The sequence below is a fragment of the Bradyrhizobium sp. STM 3562 genome, assembly GCF_045571435.1.
Taxonomy (GTDB): domain Bacteria; phylum Pseudomonadota; class Alphaproteobacteria; order Rhizobiales; family Xanthobacteraceae; genus Bradyrhizobium.
Genome location: NZ_CP120694.1, coordinates 2,207,532 through 2,228,238, shown reverse-complemented (window position 1 = coordinate 2,228,238; position 20,707 = coordinate 2,207,532). Strand labels below are relative to the sequence as shown.

Below are 20,707 nucleotides of genomic sequence, written 5' to 3'. Positions count from 1 at the left end.
GTAAGGGTCGTGTCCTTTGCGGCGGGTAGCTGCGGACGGACAGTCCCAGACTGCACCATTCGTTCCGGGTTCAAACAGCCGTTGAGGACGTAAATACCTCTTCCGACCCTAGCATGTACGTTTCAAAGGGGTTGGCCACGGCGACATACCAAGCGGGAGCAAAACGAACCGATTTTCGTACCTCTGCGGGCAGATGAAAGGCCCGCATTCGCGGACCTCGCTCCGTTCGTCTAACCGTCAGAACGCGGCCCTATCAACGCCGAAATAGGGCTTCAATAGGGCTTCGATTCCCCCCTACGGAGCGCCATGCTGCGATGCTTCGCGATATTCTACGACGTTCTACGATGCCGCCGCCTCATCAGGCTCATCGCCGGCGCGTCCCCTGTTCTCGGGATGAACGTTCAACTCTGCGCCGCAGACCCTTGTCCCGTCTCGCCTTGCCGACGGATTGGGACTTAGCTGAGACACGCTGGAGGGAAGCCTTGCGTTACCTTGTGCCGATAGTTTGCGTTCCCAAGCGAGCGCATGGCGGACAATCAGGGAAAGATCATCCCATTGGGGCCGCCAGCCTAGCAGATTGCGCAGCCGCTCTGGCGACGCCACGATCTCCGCCGGATCGCCAGGCCGGCGGGCGACAAATTCGACGGGAAAGTCGTTTCCGGATTCGTGCCGCATGGCCTCGATCACCTGCAAGACCGAAAAACCACGGCCATAGCCGCAATTTAGCGTCAGGGACTCTCCACCACCGCGCAGGTATGAAAGCGCTTGCCAATGGGCGTTTACGAGGTCGCTCACGTGGATATAGTCGCGGATGCAGGTCCCGTCAGGCGTGGGATAATCGGTGCCGAAAACCTGCATCTTCTCTCGCAGACCCACGGCAGTTTCCGCTGCAACCTTTATAAGATGCGTTGCCCCTCGCGTTGCCTGTCCGGTCCGCAGAGCAGGATCGGCGCCTGCTACGTTGAAATACCTCAAGATGACGTAGCGTACGCCATGAGCGCGCGCAGCATCACGCAGCATTGTTTCGGCCATGAATTTGGACGAGCCGTAAGGTGACACAGGCGCAACGGGGGTCTCTTCCGTGACAGGATTTGCCGGCGGATTCCCGTACACCGCGGCTGTCGACGAGAAGATGAAACGCTGCACTCCGCTCCTGATTGCGACCTCGAATAGGTTTCGGGAATTTGCGGTGTTATTGCGATAATATCGAAGCGGTTCAGCAACCGACTCCGGAACGACGACTGAAGCCGCAAAATGAATGATCTCCGAAATCCCATACTTCGCGATCAGCGGCGCAACTCGCCGCTGATTCCCGATGTCCTCGCCGAAAACCGGAACTCCGGATGGTATGGCCCATTCGAAGCCCGACGAAAAATCGTCGATCACGACGGGCTGTTCGCCACGATCAGCGAGTTCGTACGCCATGTGGCTCCCAATGTATCCGGCACCTCCGGTGATAAGGATCGCCATTGTTATCGCCTTAAGAGAATGAACTCTCTTTGCCAGGCTAAGTGACGGGCTGCTGCCACCGTGGAAATGGCCCGCGACCCGATTTGAAACTTCGGAACAAAGTTCCCTTCAGGCGTGTTATCGAAGCCCATGCCGAGGACAACACCTGAGGTGCGCTGGGGGTTCGCCTGATGTGATGCAGGCGGTGGTGTCGGCCGATGGCAAAATCGTCTGCGCATGGCGCTTGAACGGGTGGAGGACGACGGCTCTGGCTTTGCGAGGCCGAACTTCGGCGTCGCATTTGCTGCTCGCCATGCCGAGACGCTTCTCGTGGTCCTTGTGCTCGGCTTGGCCTTGCTTGTCGGGCTTGTGACCGCCGCCGATTACGGTGTGTCGACCGACGAATTCAACACCGACGATTACGGCCCCAAGGCGCTTGCCTGGTACACGAGCAGCTTTGCGGACCGGTCTCAGTTCGAGACAGTCGAAGACTATCTGTGGATGTATGGACCGTGGTTTCAAATGCTCGTCGCAGCCGTGCAACGGCTTGAGCTCGCGAACCCGATCACGGTCCGGCATGCCGTGACCTTCCTGTTGGGCCTCGCTGGGCTTGCCGCCGTCGTGCCGATCGCACGACTTACGGTCGGGTACTGGGCTGGGTTGACGGCGCTCGCCTTGTGCCTGCTGACCGGTTTCCTGTACGGCAGCCTGTTCTTCGCCCCGATCGACGTGCCGTTCCTGTTCGTCATGAGCTGGTCGACGCTCGCGATCGTCCTGATGGTGCGGCAGGAGGTGCCGAGCTGGCGTGTAACCCTGGCGACGGGCCTTGCGACCGGCCTCGCCATCGCGACCCGCACCGGCGGAGTGATCACGCACGCCTACCTCGTCGGCGGCATGAGCCTGTGCGCGCTGGAGGCGCTGCTGCGCCATGGCCGCGCGGGCTATGGCCAATTGCGCCAGATCGCCTTGCATACACTGCTCGTCATCCTCATCGCCTGGCTGACGGCGATTGCACTCTGGCCATGGTTGCAGATAGGAAATCCATTCACACAATTTCTCGAAGCCTACAGGCATTTTGCCAAGCTCGATACATCGTTCGAATTCCAGAATTGGGGCCGGCGCACCTTCACCGATAACGTGCCCGCCTGGTATATCCCCGGCCAGCTCCTGGCGCGCTTGCCTGAAGGCTTTTTGGCGTTGCTGTTGCTCGGCATATCGGTCTGGATCGGTGCCGCAGGTTCGTGGACCCGCGCCACCCTCGGCACCCTGCATCGGTCCGGCCTTATGGGACTGCGACCGGTTGCGGCCGAACTCGCAAAATCGCGCGCGGTTCTGGTCATCAGCGTGGCGGCTTTCGGGCCAATCGGAGCGCTCATCCTGCAGGGCTCGACGCTCTACGACGGAGTTCGCCACGTATTGTTCGTGATCCCAATGCTCGCGATCGTGGCCGCGTGTGGGCTCGCGAGCCTTTTGCCCATCTTGCGACGCATCCCGATTGTGCCGGTGGCCGTCGGAGTCGCGCACACCGTCGCCATCGTCGTGACGCTCGGCATCCTGCATCCCCTCGAATATGCCGCGATGAACGGTCTGGCAGGTGGCGTCGCCGGCGCCTACGGCCGCTTCGACCTCGACTATTGGAGCATGGCGGCTCCCGAGGCGCTGCGCCGTCTCGAACATCGAATTGACGCCGAAGGCCGGTTCGCCGGCGATCCGCCGCGCGTGCTGGTGTGCCTGGCCTGGCGCGAGCAATTTGCGGGCGTGATGTTCCGTCGCAACTGGATTGCCGAAACCGATCTGCAGAAGGCCGATTACCTGATCGCCACTGAGCGCTGGCCTTGTGCCGTCGGCACGACGGCCGTGCGGGTTGATGAAGTCACGCGGTTTGGCCGCCCGTTCGCCGAGATCTATGCCAATCGTCGCCGGCTCGGCAAGTGACGTCATATCCCGCCCCGATTTGGCAATCGCATCTACTTCTTCGCCTGCAATTCGGTCGGGATCGCCTCGGCCTTTCGATTCGGGACGGGGCGACGTTTTCGAGGGGCGCCCGCCTCACGCCGGCTTTGATTTGCGCGATCGATCGCCACGGCGCGCGCCAGCCGCGTGATCATGTCGAGTTGGAGCCGCAGCTTGAGATGCAAGTTGAGCACGATGAGCAGGCTGATGACGACCCAGATATAGACGACGAGGTCAGAGCCGCGGCCAATTCCCACGAGGGCCGCAAGCGCTGTGGCGTGCTCCTGCACCCAGACGAAGTAGAGGCCAGCGAGCGCAGCGCCGCTCGCGAGCAGGCCGATGATCGGCACGGTCCGATGCGCCGACCAGGCGTAGACTAGAACCAACGTCAGAAGGGCTGTCAGCAACAACTGTGCGATCATCGGTAGAGCCTCCGCGCAAACAGATCGATCAGGATGGTCAGCGCATCGGTGACGCGTTGACCCTTGCCCAGCGAATAGGCGCTGTACTCGATATTCACCGGCACTTCGACAAAGCGCAGGCGGCTCTGCGCGATCTGGTGCAGGATCTCGGACGCGTGCGCCATTCGGTTCTGTCGCAAGGAGATCGCGCGGGCGCCGCGCGCGGTCATCGCCCGTAGGCCATTGTGGGTATCGGTGACCGGCAGGCCGGTGCTCGCGCGCGTGAACCAGAGGGCGGCGCTGAGCAGGATGCGGCGCGACATCGGCAGATTTGCGGTCGCGCCGGTGAGAAAGCGGCTGCCGAGCGCGAAATCGATGCCGGGCTGCTCGATCGCTGCGAGCAGCGCCGGGATGGCCGCGGGGGAATGCTGGCCATCTGCGTCGAACGTGACGAGCGCATCCGCACGCTGCTCGAGGGCGTAGTCGATGCCGGTCTGCAGCGCGGCGCCTTGTCCGAGGTTGATCGGGTGCCGGACGACGACCGCGCCTGCGAGCAACGCGACGTCGCCGGTGCGGTCGCCGGAGCCGTCATCGACCACGACGACCGCGTATCCGGCCCGGCGAAGGCCGGACACGACGCTGCCGACCATCGGCGCTTCATTGTATGCCGCGACAACGACCCAGGCGTTGCGAATCCGGCCGGTCATGTCTCATCCATCTGTAACGAAAACGGCCCATCTGAAGCTGGTATCATAGGGGCGCCTTGCTCAAGACCACGCGCATCGCGTCGAACAGGTTCACCGGAATGGCGAACCGGTTGCCGGTCGGGCTTGCCACGATCTTGCGGCCGAGCATGCGACCGACCTGGAAAGCGATGAGCGAGAACGGCACGAATTTCCAAGGATGATCGGAACTGTCGATGCGAAGGCCGACCGAATGGGCGAGAAGCGCGATGCTGTTGCGGTTGAAGAACCAGAGGTGCTGCGGAGGCGTCATCAGGCGCCAGTGCGCGCCGGTCGACCGCGCCGCCAACGAGCCGAAGTCTCCGGTCGTCAGCACGATGATTCCGTCCGGCCGGAGATGGTCCGCGAGCAGCGCAAGGGCTTCCTGCGGGTCGGGCAGATGCTCGATGACGTCGAGGAGGACGATGACGTCCGCCGTGCCAAGCGACTTGAGAGCCGCTTCGCTCACCAGGCCGCAGACGACGTTCAAGCCGAGATCGCCAGCATGCGCGGCAGCCGCCTCCGCCGGCTCGATGCCGCTCACCTCAAATCCGGCGCGGCGCGCTTCATCCAGAAAGAATCCATAGGCGCAACCGATCTCGAGCAGACAGCCTTGTGGCTTGCGGCACTGGATGAACTTGACCGTGCGGCCGAATTCGTGCCTTAGCACGGCTTCGGCACCGCGATAGTCGGCATAACCGTCACTCTGACCGCCGGAAAAGTAGCCCTCGTCGTAATAGGCGAGGGGATCGAAGCGCGGTGCCTCGGTGCGCCCCAGTCCGCAGTCACGACATTGGAGGATGTCGCAACCGTTCTTGACGTAGAGAAGCCGATGCGGCGTCGCTTGACTGCACGCGGGGCACTTCAAAGTAACCGCAGGTCGGTCGTTGCGCATGCGCACATGCGTCTCGTCCAAGGGCATTCTTCAGTGCGAAAAAACGCCCCCGATGCCGAACTTGTTCCGCTCGGCGCAGGCCACGGGGACGCAGGCTGCTTGGCGGCTGCGAAATAGAGCATGGTCCACACTCTCGCGGGTGCAGCACGGTAAGGCGGTGGTCATCGGAGGGTGCGACGCCGGAGCTACCGGGCACCAGCATCGTCACGCGGACGCACAGTCAGCTGGGGCTGATCTTGAGCGGCTTGGCCGCGGTCTTGCCCAGGATGCGGGCGCGCTACTCGTCCGCGAGCTCCGGCGTCTCCATGACGTGCTCGATCCGATAGGAAGGGATGGCTTGCAGCTCCCTCGTCTTACTCGATCCGGTTCGCAGTTTTGTTCTGAGTGGCCCGCCCCGCACAACAAAACTGCGAACTCTTCTGTGGTTGAGATCCATAATTTCTCTTCGTTGAATTCCTACAACCGCAGCGCGAGGCCGCTGCCGCTGCTTACTGCCCTCAATCGGGCCAGCACCTTGTCTGGCGCTGACAATCTACCATGCTTATTTTACGGCTACCTAACCATTGATATTATCGCGCGCCACTGTTCGTCTTGACGTTCATGGAGTAGCACCAAGGCCGATGCAGCTCGAGCGCCGCGCGCAATATGGAGCCCGTCCCCAGTTTCCGGATCACGGAATTGCAGATCAGCCCGACGCAGAAAGTGCCGTGGCATTATCACAACAACGTCCAGGACACGTTCTACGTGATCGAGGGAGCGCCGCAGATTTTCCTGCAGAACCCAAGGAGGACGTTCACATTGCGCGCGGGCACGCTTGTTCCGTGCCGCCGGGGCGCCCTCACCTCGTCACGAATGCCGGCGACACTTCGGCTGTGTTTCTCGTTCTGCAGGCATCGGCGAACACGATTTCGTACCGGCTGACGCGAGACGATCGGGGCGCACCGCCGGAATGCTGGCACCGCGCTCGCCTTGCCGACCCAGCTAAGGCGATCGCTTTCAGCGCTTGCCGAGGCCTCATGTCTTTCGATCAGCGGATTACGGTTTCGCTAATCCTGCCCACGCGCTACGCCCCAACTCCCGGCCGGCAATGTCGGGTGTTGTCGATAGCGGACCAGAAGGCCGACGTGGCAATGCCGACGCGAATGAACCCAAGTCGGAAGTCAATTGCCGGAAACGAGGCCGCGAACACCAGGCGACCAAGCATTCAACGATTTCAATGTTGGATGATATCCGGTGGATATGGTCGAAGAGGGCGTCGAGCACAAACATTGTCGCGAGCCTGTACCGCCTCGCGGTGGTATCCTTCCACTTGGTTCAGCAGTGAGACAGAAACGTTGCATGACTCGCGATTGTTCTTTGTGTAGTGGAGCGTCGCCTCCGTCGCTGAGGAGGCACGATAAAGCGCTCCGCAGCGTTCCGATTGCGGTGCTCTCATCGCTTCTTTCCAGGCCGCATTGGCTGCGTTGTGCAGTCGCACCAATTCCTCGCATGGCGCTTGCGCTTCAGCCCGAACGCCCAGCGCGACCATCGCGATCAGCGTGAAGACCGGCACTCGTCTCGGCATCATAGGCATCCTCGATGCTACAGGGTACGCGACAGCGCACCCGCAATATTGGCTCATCAAGTACGGCGGATACACCATGACGACTGACCCGCCGAACAACAATCTCGAAATTTGCGCGACGTTCTTTGTACAAGGCAGGGGAGAGAACGGCGGCCGTCAAGAAATTAAGGACGGGACTCGCTCCGTGTGGGAAGCCGTCCTGCAGTAAATCGAGAACGCTGGCGTGCAACCACGACCGACGACTTTGGTCGGGTCACTCAGCGCTGAGCGCCCCTCCAGAGTCGCTCGAAAAGATCCCTTGCGTGACGGATGCTGTAGAACGGCGTCCATGGCCCAGACCGACGAACTCCGGCGATCATCCGAATGTCGGCTTTCGGGGGGGGGTAGAGCGGAAATGCTGGCAAGGCGGAGCAACCGACGCGAATGACCCTACAAGAGACATCGACCAATGAAGTGATATGTTCGCTCCGCGTTGGTAGCTCTAAGACGGTCGTGCGCTCTGAAAAAGGGGGACACATGATACGCAAGTCGCTATTGATTTTGTTGCTGCTGGGCGTGCTCGGACCCATGTCCGGGGCATCTGAGGACAATCCCCTAATTGGAACTTGGAAGTTGAAGTCGTTTGTCCGGGAAGTCGCGGGTACCGGCGAACGCTACAATCAAATGGGCGAGCATCCAGACGGATATCTCAGCTACGCTGCCGATGGACGAATGCTCGGCCTTTTCGTCGCGGACGATCAACCGCATCCGCGCGCTGAGCCGACCGACGAGGAGCGGATTAAACTGCACAAGTCGATGCTTGCATATGGTGGCACATACAAACTGTCTGCCGGGAAGGTTGTTCATCACGTCGATATCGAATGGGACGGACGCCGACTTGGAACTGATCAGGTCCGCTATTATAGACTTGAGGGCGACAGGCTCGTGATTAAGACCGAACCGAATAAGAGTCCGATTGACGGGCGCGAGGGGGTCGGGATTCTGACGTTCGAGCGCGTCAAGCAGGTGCCTTAGCGCAGCATAGTTTTGCTGGAGTTGCCGTAAGTGATGCCTGCGCCTTCGTATCGACCTGCTGTCGAAGGCGGGAGAACAAGGCTGCAAATGTCTCCTGTTGGCCCACACCGACGAACTCCGGCGATCATCCGAATGTCGGCTTTGAGGGGGTAGAACGGAAATGCCGGTAAGGCGGCGCAACCGACGCTGATGACCCACATCGGACCTCCAATCGATCTCGGAAAAGGCTCGGAGCGCAGCCCTACCAGGTGTAATGCGCGCCGAAGTCGCCCTTGACGCCATCGCGCCGGCCGCCGTCGGTGCTGCTCACGGCGAACTGGTAGCCGGCCTGAGCGTAGAGGCTGAGGCCGGGAAGGATCTTCGCGCTGAGGCCGCCGGCGAACTCCAGCCGCGTCGCCTGCTCGGCCAAGAGCACCGAGTCGACGCCGAACATCGTCGTCGCGTTGGCGCCCCAGTCGCGCCAGACATTGGCGAGCACGTAAGGCTGCCACACCCGCCCGGCGGGATCGTCGATGGTCCACTTGCCGCGCAGACCGAGCCGCCCGCTGGCGCCGGACGTGGTGCCGAGCCCGACCAGCCCCAAGCCGTCATTCGCGTCATCGAAGGAAACCCGCTGCCAGATGATCTGGCCCTCCGGCTCCAGCACGAAGCGCGGCCCAAGCCATGGCAGCGGGATTGGATAGCCTGCCTCCAGCGAGGAGGTGAAGCCGGTGCCGTTGGTCGGCAGGTTGGCAAACTGCGTTGTCGCATTGCCGTTGTAGAACGATCCCTGCAGCACCGCGTCCACGTACCAGCCGCCAGGACCATAATGGGTCCAATAGCCGCCGACCGAATAGGCATTGAGGTTCAAAGAACCGGTGTGCTCCAGGATATAGGCGGTTGCGGCCGCGTTGGTGACGAGGCCGTCCACGCTCACATTGCCATTGCCGTAGGCGAAGTAGAGCCCGGCGGCATCGGTGTGGCCTGGGATCAGGCTGCCACGCCAGACATCGATGCCGGTCTGGATGCCGGCCACCTGGCCGGTCGCACGTGGGTCCGCAAAGGCCTGGTAGTGGTTGTCGATCTGCTGGCCGAACAACCGGCCCCAGACCGCCTGCTGGCAGTTCCCGTACGGGACAGGTGGAGCTTTGGTGATGAGGGCGCCGTCTTCGGGCGTGACATTCAAACATGCGGCGTCGGCCGCCGCATCGCCGACGCGCTCATGCAACGTGAGGAGCGTGGTGAGTCCCATCTGCCGCGCGATCGGCTGCACCACGCCATAGGTCGCAAGCTCCGGCCCAATGATCGGAAAAAGGGTGCCGGGTGGCAGGAGCGACGGGGGCGGTTCGGCCGGCAGGACTGGTGGTGGAACTACCAGCGGCGGCGGTGGAGGAGATGGAGGAACCGTACCGATCGGCGGCACGGGCGTCACTGGTGGCACCGTGAAGGTCGAACGCAGGAACCAATCCTGCGGAGCGCTGCCATTGATGCCGCCCCGGAACAGGAAATAATCGTAAGCGCCGGCGCGCACTTCCGTGCCCGGCAGAAGCGAGAAGGCGCCAGGCACCGTGGTGGAGTTGTTGAGGGTCTGCACCACCAGTATGCCGTTGGCAGTCGTCTCATCGCCCGGACCTGTCGTGTTCAAAATTCTGAGGAACGTCGACCCTGTCGCGGTTCCGCCGTTAATGATGACCAGCCTGTCGGACGGAGCGCTGTCGTTGCCCAGAAAGGTGTTGAGGGTGATCGTGCCGCCTGTGCCGCCGTAGTTGGTCACGGTCAGCGTCTTGTAGTTCGACAGTTGTGTCGGATCGCCGGTTGGCGGTGTGTAGATGATCTGGCTGTTGTTGTTGGTGACGTTGGTTGCATTCGAATTACCGGTCATTGTCCACACGGTCCCTTGCGTGAGATTGACCGTAGCGATGCTGGGATCTGTCGTGATCACCCCCTGCAGCGTCGATGCCGCCGCGTTGAACGTGGTGTTGCCCGACGAAAGCGTCTCAAGCAGGGTATTGTTGTTTGTAACCGCAGTCGTATTGGTGAGGTTGATGCTTGCCGTAGTGCCTTGCACCGAGAAGGACGCGCCGCTGGCCGTAATGGTACCGTTGCTGTAGGTCAACGTGTTGACGGGGGCGCCCAACGCGAGGCCTTCGTTGAACAGAAAGCCGATGCCGCCGCTTCCCGCAGCCGTCACATCGGTGCCGGCCATTGTCGCGGTGCCACCGCCCTGCAGCAGCCCGCCCGCACCGTTGACGACGGAGACCGAGCCGCCGCTCGTTGTGACCGTGCCGCCCGTCTGGGCATTCACGCCGGCGTCCCCGGCGGCTCCTGAGACGTTGATCGTCACATTGGTTGCGGTGGCGGAGCTGCCAGCCCCGACCGCCGCCAGTCCCGCCTCGCCGCCGCCGGCACCCGGAATGGTAATGGCGCCGCCTGTCAACGTCACCTGCCCGCCGGCGGTGGCGAGTGCGCCGGCGTCACCGCCGCCGGTGCCGTCCATCAGAACCAAATTGTTCGCTGTGATTGAGCTGCCTGTGCCCGTCGCCAGCAAACCCGTATTCCCGCCCCCCTGAAGCATCGTGATGCTGCCACCGTCGGGTATCTCGATGGTTCCGCCACCCTGTGCCCTGACTGCGCTGTTTCCGTTACCCAGGCCCAGTCCCACCCCCCCGATGGGACTCGCGGCTCCGATCTGGATGGTCAGAAAATCTCTGGCGATGATCCGACTTCCGGCGCCGTCGGCATTCAGCACGCTGGGCACAGTGCCGCTTGGAATGTTGATCGACGAATTGCTGAGTTGGATAAGCCCGCCGTTCGTCGCCTGGAGCAGCGGTTGGCCAAAGCCGTTGGGCCAGGTCATCGTGACGTTGTTCAGGAAGATTGACGCATTGTTTGAGAGCGCGGCCTGCGCGCCGCCGCCGGTATTCCCCAGCGCGACCTTGTTGACAGTGATGGTGGCACCGCTGGTCGCAATCAGGTCGTCATTGGCGGCGTTCACGTTACCGTTGGCGGTGACCACGGCGCGCGTAGCGGCAACAATGCCGTTTCCGCCGCCGTTCGCTGTGATGGTCCCATTTTCGGTGACGTTAGCGCTGTTCGACGCGTCGACGGCATTTCCGAAGCCGGTGGATACAGCGTTATTATCGACACAGGTGCCGCCGCTCTGAAGGACGCCACCATTGCCGGGGTTTGTGCTGCATGCTTGTGCGCGTGCCGCTTGCGGGGCCGAGATGAGAGCTCCGCAAAGCAGGACAACGGCTCGCGTGCTTCCAAGCGGATGACGGCGCCAACGTTGCGGCAGGGCCGCGCATCGTACGTAACACTCAAGGGCCACGTCGCACTCCCATTGACTCGGCCGTAACGAGTGCAACAATCTTAGGTCGAATCGACACAACTATGGCAACCAAGGCCGCAACGCATTATCTCGGCCGCTGTTGCCATCCAAGCACAAGCCAGTAGCGCTGACCTATATTGCGCTCAACCGCAGGGTGTCTGAAAATTCAGCTTTCCGACGCGCCTATATGATCCGGGCCGGGATGCATTTCATCCATGCCAAGGATGCCGAGGTGCACGGCAAGGTCCACAGCCTCATTCGGGGACGCCGCACGCCGCGGCGACCAGCATCAGGTCCGGTGACGCGAGCTTCGAGTGGTGAAACGAGGACGGCATGACTTGATCGCTGAACGTGATCAACGACGATGCCAATGCCACGCAACCAAGGGAAGAACAGGAAGTCAAAAACATCCGATATCTCCTCCAAGTGGCGAGGAGAACGACTATAGTGAAAAGAGCGATGCTTCTCAAGCGCCACCCTTGGTGGAACGCATAAGCCGCCACCCGCTCCCACAGCTTCGTTGTGGCGGATCTGCTGGAGGCTGACGGCCCCCGATCTAGTCTGCTGTTGGCCCTTCGCTACGAAATCCGCCTGTCGCCTGCATGTCGGCTCTGAGGGCGTAGACTAGACCTAATCGGGATCGGGCAAAACCGTCACCATTGAGCCATCGGCGACATCGCTGCCGATCAAATTTTTGGGACGGGGCGTGGCCTTATCAGATGCTTCCATGCGGTAAGGGCTGAAAATCCAATCAGAGAAATGCCGACGACAAAGCCCGCCACTTGCAGCGTCAAGTAAAAGACAAAGGAAGAAAATACGACGAAATTCGCGCCTTGCTGATTGTAGTGCGTCGCTCGGTGACGGAAGGGTTCGGCCAAGTCAGATGATGGGAGTTTGCTGATGATTAGCGAACCGGATATCGCCGCCATAACGATACCCACACCAGCCAGGATAAAGCATCCGGCAATGAACGCGTTCCTAGGCTTCATTGAAGTTGCGCCTGCTCTTTCAATGCGCCAGTAGTTGAGGTTCTCTTAAGGGATGCCATGGAAATCCCTGACTTCCGTTAATGGCCCTTCGCAACGAAATCCGCCTGTCGCCTGCATGTCGGCTCTGAGGGCGTAGACCGAACCTAATCGGGATCGGGCAAAACCGTCACGATTGACCCCGTTGTATGGTCCGGCCGTGCGTTGCAAGAAGATTTCGACGACCTAGCGGTGGGCGGTCTTGCATCAATGTATCCGGCCTCTGCTTGGAGCGCGGTGCTCCGGGCCATCATGGATATCAGCGCGCATGCGATCTGGTTAGCGGACAGGCCTCGACCGGGCCATTTGGGTCACCAGTGTTCGCATGCGCCGGGAAGACCGATCCTCCATCGTCGTCTCATCCTCTCGCAGACCTCGGCGGGTAGCGGTGTTGTTAGGTCATCGATAGCTCCTCACTTCGCGCTGTTCCTTTGTTCGTGCCTGGCGGTCGTTCCTTCGTCCCGGCCTGCGCGCGCAGACGCGCCGCGCGCAAGGGGCCGTCAAGGCCGGCCGCCGTGCTGTCCTGACGTCTTGCTCTCCTGCTGCCAGGCTGCGCCTTGACGGCGCCGCGCATGGCGCGAGGATCAAGCAGGTCGGGACACCGTTTCCTCCGTCTTGACGCACGCGAAGGCGCGTCCGTTGTGGAGGACCGCCCAGGCGATCCGGGCGAGCTTGTTGGCGAGCGCAATCGCCAGCACGTTGTGGTGCAATCGTTTCTTGGCGGCTTCGATCCACAAGTTGAGGCCATAGCGCTCCCAACACCTGACCTTGACCAGCACAACCCACGCGGCTTGCACGAACAGCGCGCGCAGGTAGCGATTGCCGCGCCGTGATATGCTGCCGAGGATCGTGCGGTCGCCGGTCGATATCTGCTTCGGCACCAGTCCAAGCCAGGCGCCGAAGTCGCGGCCTTTCGAGAACACGTCTCCAGTGCCGATCGCGGCCACCATTGCGCTCGAGATGATCGGGCCAATGCCAGGCACCGTCATCAATCGCTGGCAGGCCTCATCTTGGCGGGCGAGTGTTTCGATCTCGCTCGACAGCCCCTCGATCCGCGCATCTAGTCGGCGCCAGTCGTCCGCCAGCCCCTCGATGATGCGCAACATGCGAGGCGAGAGCACGTCGCTGCGTGTTGCCAGGATGCCCGGCAACTCGGACCGCAGGGAATGCGGGCCTTGCCGCACGGCGATGCCCCGTTCCAGCAGGAACGCTCGGATCCGATTGATGACGCCGGTACGCTGACCGACCAATCGATCGCGGACGCGGTGCAGTGCCTGAAGGTCGAGCTGATCGGCCGTCTTGGTCGCGACGAACTTCATGGTCGGGCGCTGGACAGCCTCGGCGATGGCTTCCGCATCTCGGAAGTCATTCTTCTGTCCCTTCGAATACGGGCGCACGTATTTCGCCGGCATCAGACGGGCGCCGTGGCCAAACTTTGGAGTGTGCGGCTGAGATGATGGGCGCCGACGCAGGCCGCCATACCGATCAAGCACGGCCGCAGGTTGGCGAGCCGCGTTTCCACCTGGCCGCGTGACCACTTCTGCCGCAGCACGATGGCACCGCGGTGATCATGACCCACGATGTGCAAGAGTTTTTGCCGATATCGATGCCAATCACGGCGATCGCCGCGTTGAGTTTCTGAGACATGGCGTGCTCCTTGTCATGAGCGCCCCTCGCCAGCTTCTCGTGCTGGTAGGGCCGGAGCACGGCCGGACCATCCCATTCTGATGTCCCCAGTCAAGCACACAGCGCACGGTTTCCTATCTCCACGAGGACTCATCGTGAAGTTCTTGCGCCGATGGATCGTGCAGAGGAGAAGGCGGGACCCAAAGACGTCGGTGAACAGGCTCTGATGCGCGGGTTGGATACCGCATTTCCGTTTTTTCGTCTGGGGCTGTCCCTGGTCTAGCGTCGCGCGTCGATCGGATGATCGGCCACATAATGGGTTTCAGGATTTCCCCTGCCGTGGTCCCACCTTCACCTCTGCACGATTGATGTCTGCGACTACCCCTGATCCTGATTGCAACAAAGGGGCTGTGGGCCGGTCGAGCGCACCTCACGGCTCGAGCGGTCCACAGCCCCCAACGACGTTACGCCTGTCGAGGCGGCATGAGCTCGCGATTGATTGCCCAAATGAAGGCGGATAGCTCGCGGGCAATCGCCGTGGCGATTACGGTTCGCCGCTTGCCCTTCTGCTCGAGCAAGCGGAAGCGTCCGCACAATCTGGTTTGCGCTTTCCATGCAATCTCTCGCGCGCCTCTCGGCGCGGCCTCCACCTTAGGCTGCTTGTCTCGGCTCACGCGCGGCGGATATCGATAGCTCCAGGCCGCCTCCACAAGAATACGTCGCGCCCGCCCATTACCGGCTTTGGTGATGCCGCCGCGCTTGACCTTGTCGCCAGTCGAGTTTTCCGTGGGCACCAGACCCAGATAGCCCATCAGCTCGCGCGGATTTTGAAAGCGGGAGAGATCACCGATCTCGGCCAGCACCCCCACAGCCGCAATGAGATCAATCCCCCGCATCGCCTGCAGGGCCGCGACAACCTCGGCAAGCGACCACTCGGGTACCACCTCGCGGATGGCATCTTCCAAACGCTCCATCCGCTCACTTTCCTGGCGTATCCCCTCAAGTAACTCTTCGAATGCGATGCGCTGCTCGCGATGCTCGAGCTTCTGCGACATCAGCCATCTCATGTGGGCTGGTCCCCACGTTGTCTTGCCCGGATAGATGCGTCCCAGCCGCAGCATCAATGACGAGATCTGTTGACGCTTGCCCTGGAGGTCCTTCTTCACTGCCTGACGGGCGCGCGAGAGATCGCGCATAGCCTCATGGCGCTCGTCCGGCACCCACACCGCGGTGAGCTCGCCCGCGCGCAACAGCTTGGCGAGGCTTACCGCATCGCGCCGGTTCGTCTTCACTCGATCGCCGGCCTTCTTCGGAACGAGCGAGGGGGCCACCACCAGGCAGTCATGGCCGAGGCTCTTGAGCAGTCTGTAGAGGCCATATCCTGTCGGCCCTGCTTCGTAGCAAAACGTCAAATGACAGCATTTCGCTGCAAGCTTTGCCACCAGCTTTCGGATCGCTGCCTCCGTGGCAGAAAACTCCCCGAGATATCGGACCTCGCCGCCACGGCCGCCATCGGCAATGGCTATTGCATTGCGCGATTTTGACGTATCGATTCCGACAAAGATCTCGGTATGATGACCCACGACTCGCCCTCCTTGTTTGAGGCTCTGCCCGGTCCATCCAGGCAACCCTCGTCGCAACATCGAGGGTGAGTCGCCTCATTTTGTGGAGGGGACTTTCAAACGATGCGTCGTTCGCGAACAGATCAGAGGGCTGCGCTCCTTGATCGTACTCGTCGAATTTTATTCTAAAATTCTGATGGCGCATCCATCGGCGAGGATAGTTCCTCGATCGCAAGGACACACTCTTGATTCCTTGTCGACACCTCATTCCGGGAAAAACATCGAATGTGGCGTCGGCGAGTTCTACCTTAGGATCGGGAAAGGGCCGTGCTGGGTCCGAAAGAAAGCCCAAAAATTGGGAATGCCGAATGAATCGATCCGGATAATTCACCGATGAAAACGAAGTCTGGAGCCATATCTCATCGTTGCAGGTAGCAGCGCGGGCAACCGTACCATGCGAGATTATAGCAAATACGAAGAATGCGCACGCGATACTGGTGAGCTTGCGTCTTAAGCTGCACATTGTGAGCACGCGTCAGGCCAGCAATATCGTTCTAGAATACGATGAACGGACTAGCTCGCGCTTTAAAGCGTGGCCCCTCCCTTTCTGCCAGAAACACAGTTCTTGTCGGGCACGGGCCCCGGCACACTGTCTTTTAGCCAGCAATGCGCGCCGGGTCCCTGAATGCCTCTCTTGACCCACGTCCAAGCCTTACAGCGCGCGTCATGGAGACAGCTTGATTGGCATTCACCCGGACTTCTGATCTCGAAATTTTGGTAGTCGCCGCCGGGCCTGTTCGTGTTCATCTCGTAAGTGTCCGCGGAGGCGATGCTCAAAGTCGGAATCATCAAAGCGGAGGCGACGATCAGGGAGCGAAGCTGCATTGCAATCCCTCCTCCTAACACCTAAAACGAATGTGGTCTGGTGCGTTCCTGCGGCTGACCGGGTCGCTAGGTGTAGCGATAGATCGCGTTCCGCGTCTGCAAGTATGAGATAGATCACTTGAACGTGGAGGCTCTTCGGCCTTATCGGCGACATGTCGTCGCACAAACCACCTTCGCACTTTCAGGAAGACGCCCTCGGACGTCCGCCGCCGCACCCTTGGTCACGACGCATGAGTCCGGTTCTGTGCAGGTTTTTGGACGCCGGCAACGAGGAGGCTCCGCACGCTCAACTGACCGGCGTCCAAAAAGCGCCAAGGCACGAAGTCGCGGGAAGTTGGGCACTGGCCGGGCAGCGAGTGCTATGGGGATTTGATGTTGGCGCCGATCTCGATGGTCGAGGTGATGCCGGCAGGATTCGACCAGGGTGTCTGCACGGACAGGAGATCGGCAGGGCGCAATAGGCTTTTTGGTGGCTGTTCGGAGCGCATCGACGCACGATCCGCGCACTGATAGATGCCATTGGGTTGAGCGAGATCGCTGCCGGCGTGGAGCCAGCGGATCGGCCCGGGAAAACTGCAGGGCTTACACGCGGTGTTGGTCATGACGTGTCGATCCTGATCGGTGTTGGTCGCCAGCTCGGCGCGCAGCCGCGTGCGAAGGTCTCGATGACGATCATGCGTGCGCCACAGCGGGGACAAGGGCACGGCAGCACATGCGGCGTATCCGGCGCAACATCCGGCTCTTGTTGGGGATCGGCGGCAGACGGGGCGACATTGAGGAGTGCGCGGGCGGTTGCGATGCTCTCGGCGCGGTTGGTGGAGGCAAAGAGCCCGTAGTGGCGGATGCGGTGGAAACCCGTGGGCAGCACGTGCAGCAGGAAGCGCCTGATGAACTCGTGCGGGTGAAGCCGCATCGTCTTCCAGCGGTCGGGGCCGCTGACGCGATAGTCCTTCCAGCGGAACGCAATCGCCTCGTCGTCGGCTGCAACGAGGCGGCGGTTGGAGATGGCGACACGATGGGTGTAACGGGAGAGATAGCGCAGCACCTGCGCGGGCCCCGCGAACGGGGCCTTGCAATAGACCACCCATCTGATGCGCCGCAGCGGCGCGATGAAGCGCTTGAACGTTGTCTTGTCGGCGAGCCCGGCATGGGTGTTGAAGAACTTCAGCGCGCCGGCGGCGTGCGCCTGCATGAGCATCGCCAGCATCTTGCCGCGGAACAGGCGCGCCAGCACGTTGACATGGACGAGGAAGTCGGAGCGCGCGGCGATCCATCGCCTGTTATCGAGCGAGAGCCCGCCACCCGGCACGATCATGTGCACGTGCGGATGATGGGTGAGCGCCGAGCCCCAGGTGTGCAGCACGGCCGTGATACCGATCCGTGCGCCGAGGCGCTTGGGATCGCTTGCGATGGCGAGCGTCGTCTCGGCCGCCGTCTTCATCAGCAGGTTGTAGATCACACGCTTGTTCTGGTAGGCGATGTCACGCAGCTCGCTCGGCAGCGTGTAGACGACATGAAAATACGGCACCGGCAGCAGCTCCGCTTCGCGGTCGGCCAGCCATTGGCGTGACGCCGCAGCCTGGCACTTCGGGCAATGCCGGTTGCGGCAGGAGTTGTAGGCGATCTCGGTGTGGCCGCACGCTGTGTTCTCGCAGCGCGCGACGTGGCCGCCGAGCGCTGCCGTACGACAGCGCTCGATCGCACTCATCACCTTCAGTTGCCCGAGGCTCACATGCCCCTGATTGGCGTCACGCCAAGCAGGGCCGTGGTCGCGGAGGATATCCGCGACCTCCAGAACTGGCCGAGCCACGGCCGGCGGCGCTACGGCGCTGGCGGCTCCTCACTGCCTCGCTTCGCACGGCGGCGGCGCGGCGCGCTTAGGCCCTCGAGCGGGCTCTCGATCTTGGCAATCAGTCCGATCGCCACGCGACTGTAGCGGGCTGTCGTCTCAAGCTTGGAATGTCCGAGCAACGCCTGGATCACGCGAATGTCCCTGCCGCGCTCGAGCAGGTGGGTCGCGAAGCTGTGGCGAAGCGAATGCAGCGGGACCGTCTTGCGCAGCCCCGCGGCTTTGGCGGCCTCCTTGAACAACCGGCTGAACTGACGCGTGGTCAGTGGCTGACGTTGACTGCGACCGGGAAACAGCCAGCGCTGTTCGGGCGCGACGCCGTTGTTGGATGCGGTCGGCCCCGCCTTCCACCATTGCCGCAACAGCCTCAGGACCTCCGGCGGCAGCATCACGTGCCGGTCCTTGCGGCCCTTCGACTGCACGATGCGGATGATCTTCTGCGCGCTGTCGATGTCGCTCGCCCGCAGCCGCACCACCTCCCCGGCGCGCAATCCGCAACCATAGGCCAGCGTTAGCATCGCTCGCGCCTTCAGGCTCGTCGCCATGGTGAGGACACGCTTGACCTCCTCAGGGCTCAGCACCGGCGGCAGCCTCTCGGGCTCCTTGATGTGCCAGACCTCGGCCGCCAGATCGTGACGACGTAGCGTGACGCGGAACAGGAACCGCACCCCGGTCATGATCCGATTGCGGTTGCAGATGCTCATCCCGCTCTCGATCAGGTGCAGCTGAAATAGCCGCACCTCGTCGGCGGTCGCTGTATCCGGCGAGCGTTTGAGCCAGGCGGCGAACCGCTTGCAACTGTAAATGTGGCCGCGCTGCGTGTGCGGGTTGAGCTTGCGCGCAGCCATGTCTTCGATCATACGCTGACGCAGCGGACTGACTGTGTTGGTATCGCTCATGGAGAGCTCCTTCCTGAGTGAGGGTTGCAACACCTCGATTCTCAGGACGGGGCTCTTTAGTGCTACCACTATCCTCTCAACTGGCTACCGGGCCCCCTCGGCTCTTGCCCCCGCGCAGCGGGCTGGAGCGCAGCGACTTTGTGCGTTGGCCCACACCGACGAACTCCAGCGATCATCCGAATGTCGGCTTTGAGGGGGCAGAACGGAAATGCCGGTAAGACGGCGCAACCGACGCTGATGACCCTGGCTGTTCTCTAATTCCGGGCCTGCGGTCAAGACTCTCCAAAGACGTCCTTGCCGGGTTCATGGTTCTCTCCGCGGTAGGGGCATGCCCTCCGCATGATGGCGTAGGATGACGCTGGCGGATCAATGTGTGAAGCGCGCTTGCCTTTTGAGCATCGCAAAGCCAGGGGCGATCGCACCAACGCCAGCGTCCCGGCAGGGACCTTGGATTCCGCCGGTGGTCGGCGGGAATTCGCTGGTTTGCTATATTGTTTGCATGGCGGTCTCCTTTGACGACCATCTAAATTCGGTACCATCGATCCACATCCGATGCAGAATGACCGCGAGCTTTCGCGCGACCGCAACCTTGGCTTTGCGCAGCCCGCTTCGCTTTGCCAGCCGAATGCCCCAGGCTTTGAGCGCTGACCATTTTGCCACGCGTGTGAGCAGCACATTGGCTGCCTCGAAGAGATAACTTCGCAACATTTTGTCGCCGCACTTCGAGATTCGACCCGTCCAGTCGATCTCGCCGGAGGAGTATCGTCGGGTCGTTAGTCCGACATAGGCCCCGACGCTTCTTGACTTTTTGAAGCGCATAGGGTCGTCGATCGTTGCAAGAAAGCAAAGAGCCGTGACAGGTCCGATGCCAGGTGCCGTCATAAACTGTCGCACTTGAGCATTGCTGCGTGCGAGCTTCATAACCTTACGGTCGAGATCCGCAATCTGCTGCTCGATGGCAACTCGCGCGGTGAGTAGCGGCGTTACCGCCACGGCGAGTTCCGGCCTATCTTTGGTGAGCTCCGCAGCACGCAATGCGAACACGTTCATCTTTGCTTGGCCAATAACCAGCCCGAGGTTCTTTAGAAGCCCGCGGATTTCGTTCTCGAGATCCCGCTTGATCTTGACGAGCAGAGCCCGGCTGACCAACAGAGCCTTCACCGCATGACTGTCGAGGTCTTTGACGCGCACCTCTTTATACCATCCGCATTGCATGATGCGGGCGATGCCTGCGGCATCGTTGCGGTCGCTCTTGTTGACCTGCATTTTCAACACCGCCTTGGCGTGCCTGGCATCGATGCAGATGACGGGCAGCCCCAGCTTATTCAACTCGGTCCACAGCCATGTCGACGTTGCCCCTGTTTCGAGCCCGATCCGCGCGACATACGGCGCGTTTGACTGGATGAATGCCGCGATCACCTCCGGGTCGGAATCAACAACTCCCTCACGTTGAATCTTCCCCGCCCGATCAACGATGCAGATCGTTGTTAGCTTCAGCGAAACGTCCAGTCCAACATAATGCTCCATTGCAGTTCTCCTTCATTGCAGGCCCG

At 61.5% G+C, this 20,707-nt stretch carries 16 protein-coding genes, 1 tRNA gene and 2 pseudogenes; 4 read left to right on the top strand and 15 right to left on the bottom strand.

Annotated elements, in window-relative coordinates:
• Nucleotides 1–219 precede the first annotated feature (219 nt).
• A tRNA-Asp gene (locus P6U23_RS10270) sits at nucleotides 220–307 on the top strand.
• A gap of 32 nt (nucleotides 308–339) precedes the next feature.
• On the opposite strand, the gene galE is transcribed toward P6U23_RS10270, so the two are convergent.
• Nucleotides 340–1,470 (bottom strand): UDP-glucose 4-epimerase GalE, encoded by a 1,131-nt coding sequence (gene galE / locus P6U23_RS10265; protein ID WP_407179520.1) that lies wholly within the window; start codon nucleotides 1,468–1,470, stop codon nucleotides 340–342.
• A 216-nt stretch (nucleotides 1,471–1,686) separates the two neighbouring features.
• On the opposite strand from galE, the gene P6U23_RS10260 reads away from it, so the two are divergent.
• Nucleotides 1,687–3,384 carry a hypothetical protein gene (locus P6U23_RS10260; protein WP_407179518.1) on the top strand — a complete coding sequence of 566 codons (1,698 nt, stop codon included), beginning with the start codon at nucleotides 1,687–1,689 and terminating at the stop codon, nucleotides 3,382–3,384.
• A gap of 32 nt (nucleotides 3,385–3,416) precedes the next feature.
• On the opposite strand, the gene P6U23_RS10255 is transcribed toward P6U23_RS10260, so the two are convergent.
• The 3 genes from P6U23_RS10255 to P6U23_RS10245 are packed head-to-tail and all read right to left on the bottom strand — an operon-like array spanning nucleotide 3,417 to nucleotide 5,441.
• Nucleotides 3,417–3,824: a DUF2304 family protein gene (locus P6U23_RS10255; RefSeq protein ID WP_407179517.1), complete on the bottom strand. Its 408-nt coding sequence runs from the start codon at nucleotides 3,822–3,824 to the stop codon at nucleotides 3,417–3,419.
• The gene (locus P6U23_RS10250; RefSeq protein ID WP_407179515.1) at nucleotides 3,821–4,510 is read right to left on the bottom strand and encodes a glycosyltransferase family 2 protein; all 690 of its coding nucleotides are present in this window, start codon (nucleotides 4,508–4,510) and stop codon (nucleotides 3,821–3,823) included. The genes P6U23_RS10255 and P6U23_RS10250 overlap by 4 nt, the downstream gene beginning before the upstream one ends.
• Nucleotides 4,511–4,553: 43 nt before the next feature.
• Complete coding sequence (locus P6U23_RS10245; RefSeq protein ID WP_407179513.1) at nucleotides 4,554–5,441, bottom strand: class I SAM-dependent methyltransferase; 888 nt, start codon at nucleotides 5,439–5,441, stop codon at nucleotides 4,554–4,556.
• Between the two features lie 1,517 nt (nucleotides 5,442–6,958).
• Here P6U23_RS10245 and P6U23_RS10240 point away from each other — a divergent pair.
• Together P6U23_RS10240 and P6U23_RS10235 are read left to right on the top strand one after the other, a co-directional pair.
• Nucleotides 6,959–7,192 carry a hypothetical protein gene (locus P6U23_RS10240; protein ID WP_407179511.1) on the top strand — a complete coding sequence of 78 codons (234 nt, stop codon included), beginning with the start codon at nucleotides 6,959–6,961 and terminating at the stop codon, nucleotides 7,190–7,192.
• Nucleotides 7,193–7,500: 308 nt separating this feature from the next.
• Nucleotides 7,501–7,998 (top strand): lipocalin-like domain-containing protein, encoded by a 498-nt coding sequence (locus P6U23_RS10235; RefSeq protein WP_407175752.1) that lies wholly within the window; start codon nucleotides 7,501–7,503, stop codon nucleotides 7,996–7,998.
• Nucleotides 7,999–8,239: 241 nt separating this feature from the next.
• Here P6U23_RS10235 and P6U23_RS10230 read toward each other — a convergent pair whose 3' ends face one another.
• The 11 genes and pseudogenes from P6U23_RS10230 to P6U23_RS10180 all read right to left on the bottom strand — a co-directional run bounded on the left by P6U23_RS10230 (nucleotide 8,240) and on the right by P6U23_RS10180 (nucleotide 20,681).
• Nucleotides 8,240–10,993: an autotransporter outer membrane beta-barrel domain-containing protein gene (locus P6U23_RS10230; protein WP_407179510.1), complete on the bottom strand. Its 2,754-nt coding sequence runs from the start codon at nucleotides 10,991–10,993 to the stop codon at nucleotides 8,240–8,242.
• A gap of 569 nt (nucleotides 10,994–11,562) precedes the next feature.
• Complete coding sequence (locus P6U23_RS10225; protein WP_407179509.1) at nucleotides 11,563–11,718, bottom strand: hypothetical protein; 156 nt, start codon at nucleotides 11,716–11,718, stop codon at nucleotides 11,563–11,565.
• Nucleotides 11,719–11,994: 276 nt separating this feature from the next.
• A complete protein-coding gene (locus P6U23_RS10220; RefSeq protein WP_407179508.1) occupies nucleotides 11,995–12,297 on the bottom strand; it encodes a hypothetical protein in 303 nt (100 codons plus the stop codon).
• Nucleotides 12,298–12,917: 620 nt separating this feature from the next.
• Nucleotides 12,918–13,980: pseudogene (locus P6U23_RS10215) on the bottom strand (IS110 family transposase).
• A gap of 443 nt (nucleotides 13,981–14,423) precedes the next feature.
• A complete protein-coding gene (locus P6U23_RS10210) occupies nucleotides 14,424–15,542 on the bottom strand; it encodes an IS110 family transposase (RefSeq protein ID WP_407179507.1) in 1,119 nt (372 codons plus the stop codon).
• Nucleotides 15,543–15,648: 106 nt separating this feature from the next.
• Nucleotides 15,649–16,044: pseudogene (locus P6U23_RS10205) on the bottom strand (AbfB domain-containing protein); the annotation flags it as partial.
• Nucleotides 16,045–16,106: 62 nt separating this feature from the next.
• Entirely contained in the window at nucleotides 16,107–16,328 is a 222-nt protein-coding gene (locus P6U23_RS10200; RefSeq protein WP_407181402.1) for a PAN domain-containing protein, read from the bottom strand.
• A 437-nt stretch (nucleotides 16,329–16,765) separates the two neighbouring features.
• Nucleotides 16,766–17,008, bottom strand: coding sequence for a hypothetical protein (locus tag P6U23_RS10195; protein WP_407176359.1), 243 nt, complete (start codon nucleotides 17,006–17,008; stop codon nucleotides 16,766–16,768).
• Nucleotides 17,005–18,216, bottom strand: a complete 1,212-nt coding sequence (locus tag P6U23_RS10190) for an IS91 family transposase (protein WP_407176357.1) — start codon at nucleotides 18,214–18,216, stop codon at nucleotides 17,005–17,007. Before P6U23_RS10190 ends, P6U23_RS10195 begins: the two co-directional genes overlap by 4 nt.
• A gap of 11 nt (nucleotides 18,217–18,227) precedes the next feature.
• Nucleotides 18,228–19,154, bottom strand: a complete 927-nt coding sequence (locus tag P6U23_RS10185; RefSeq protein WP_407176356.1) for a tyrosine-type recombinase/integrase — start codon at nucleotides 19,152–19,154, stop codon at nucleotides 18,228–18,230.
• 486 nt (nucleotides 19,155–19,640) lie between these two features.
• On the bottom strand, nucleotides 19,641–20,681 hold the full coding sequence (locus tag P6U23_RS10180; RefSeq protein ID WP_407179173.1) for an IS110 family transposase: 1,041 nt from the start codon (nucleotides 20,679–20,681) through the stop codon (nucleotides 19,641–19,643).
• Between the last annotated feature and the right edge of the window lie 26 nt (nucleotides 20,682–20,707).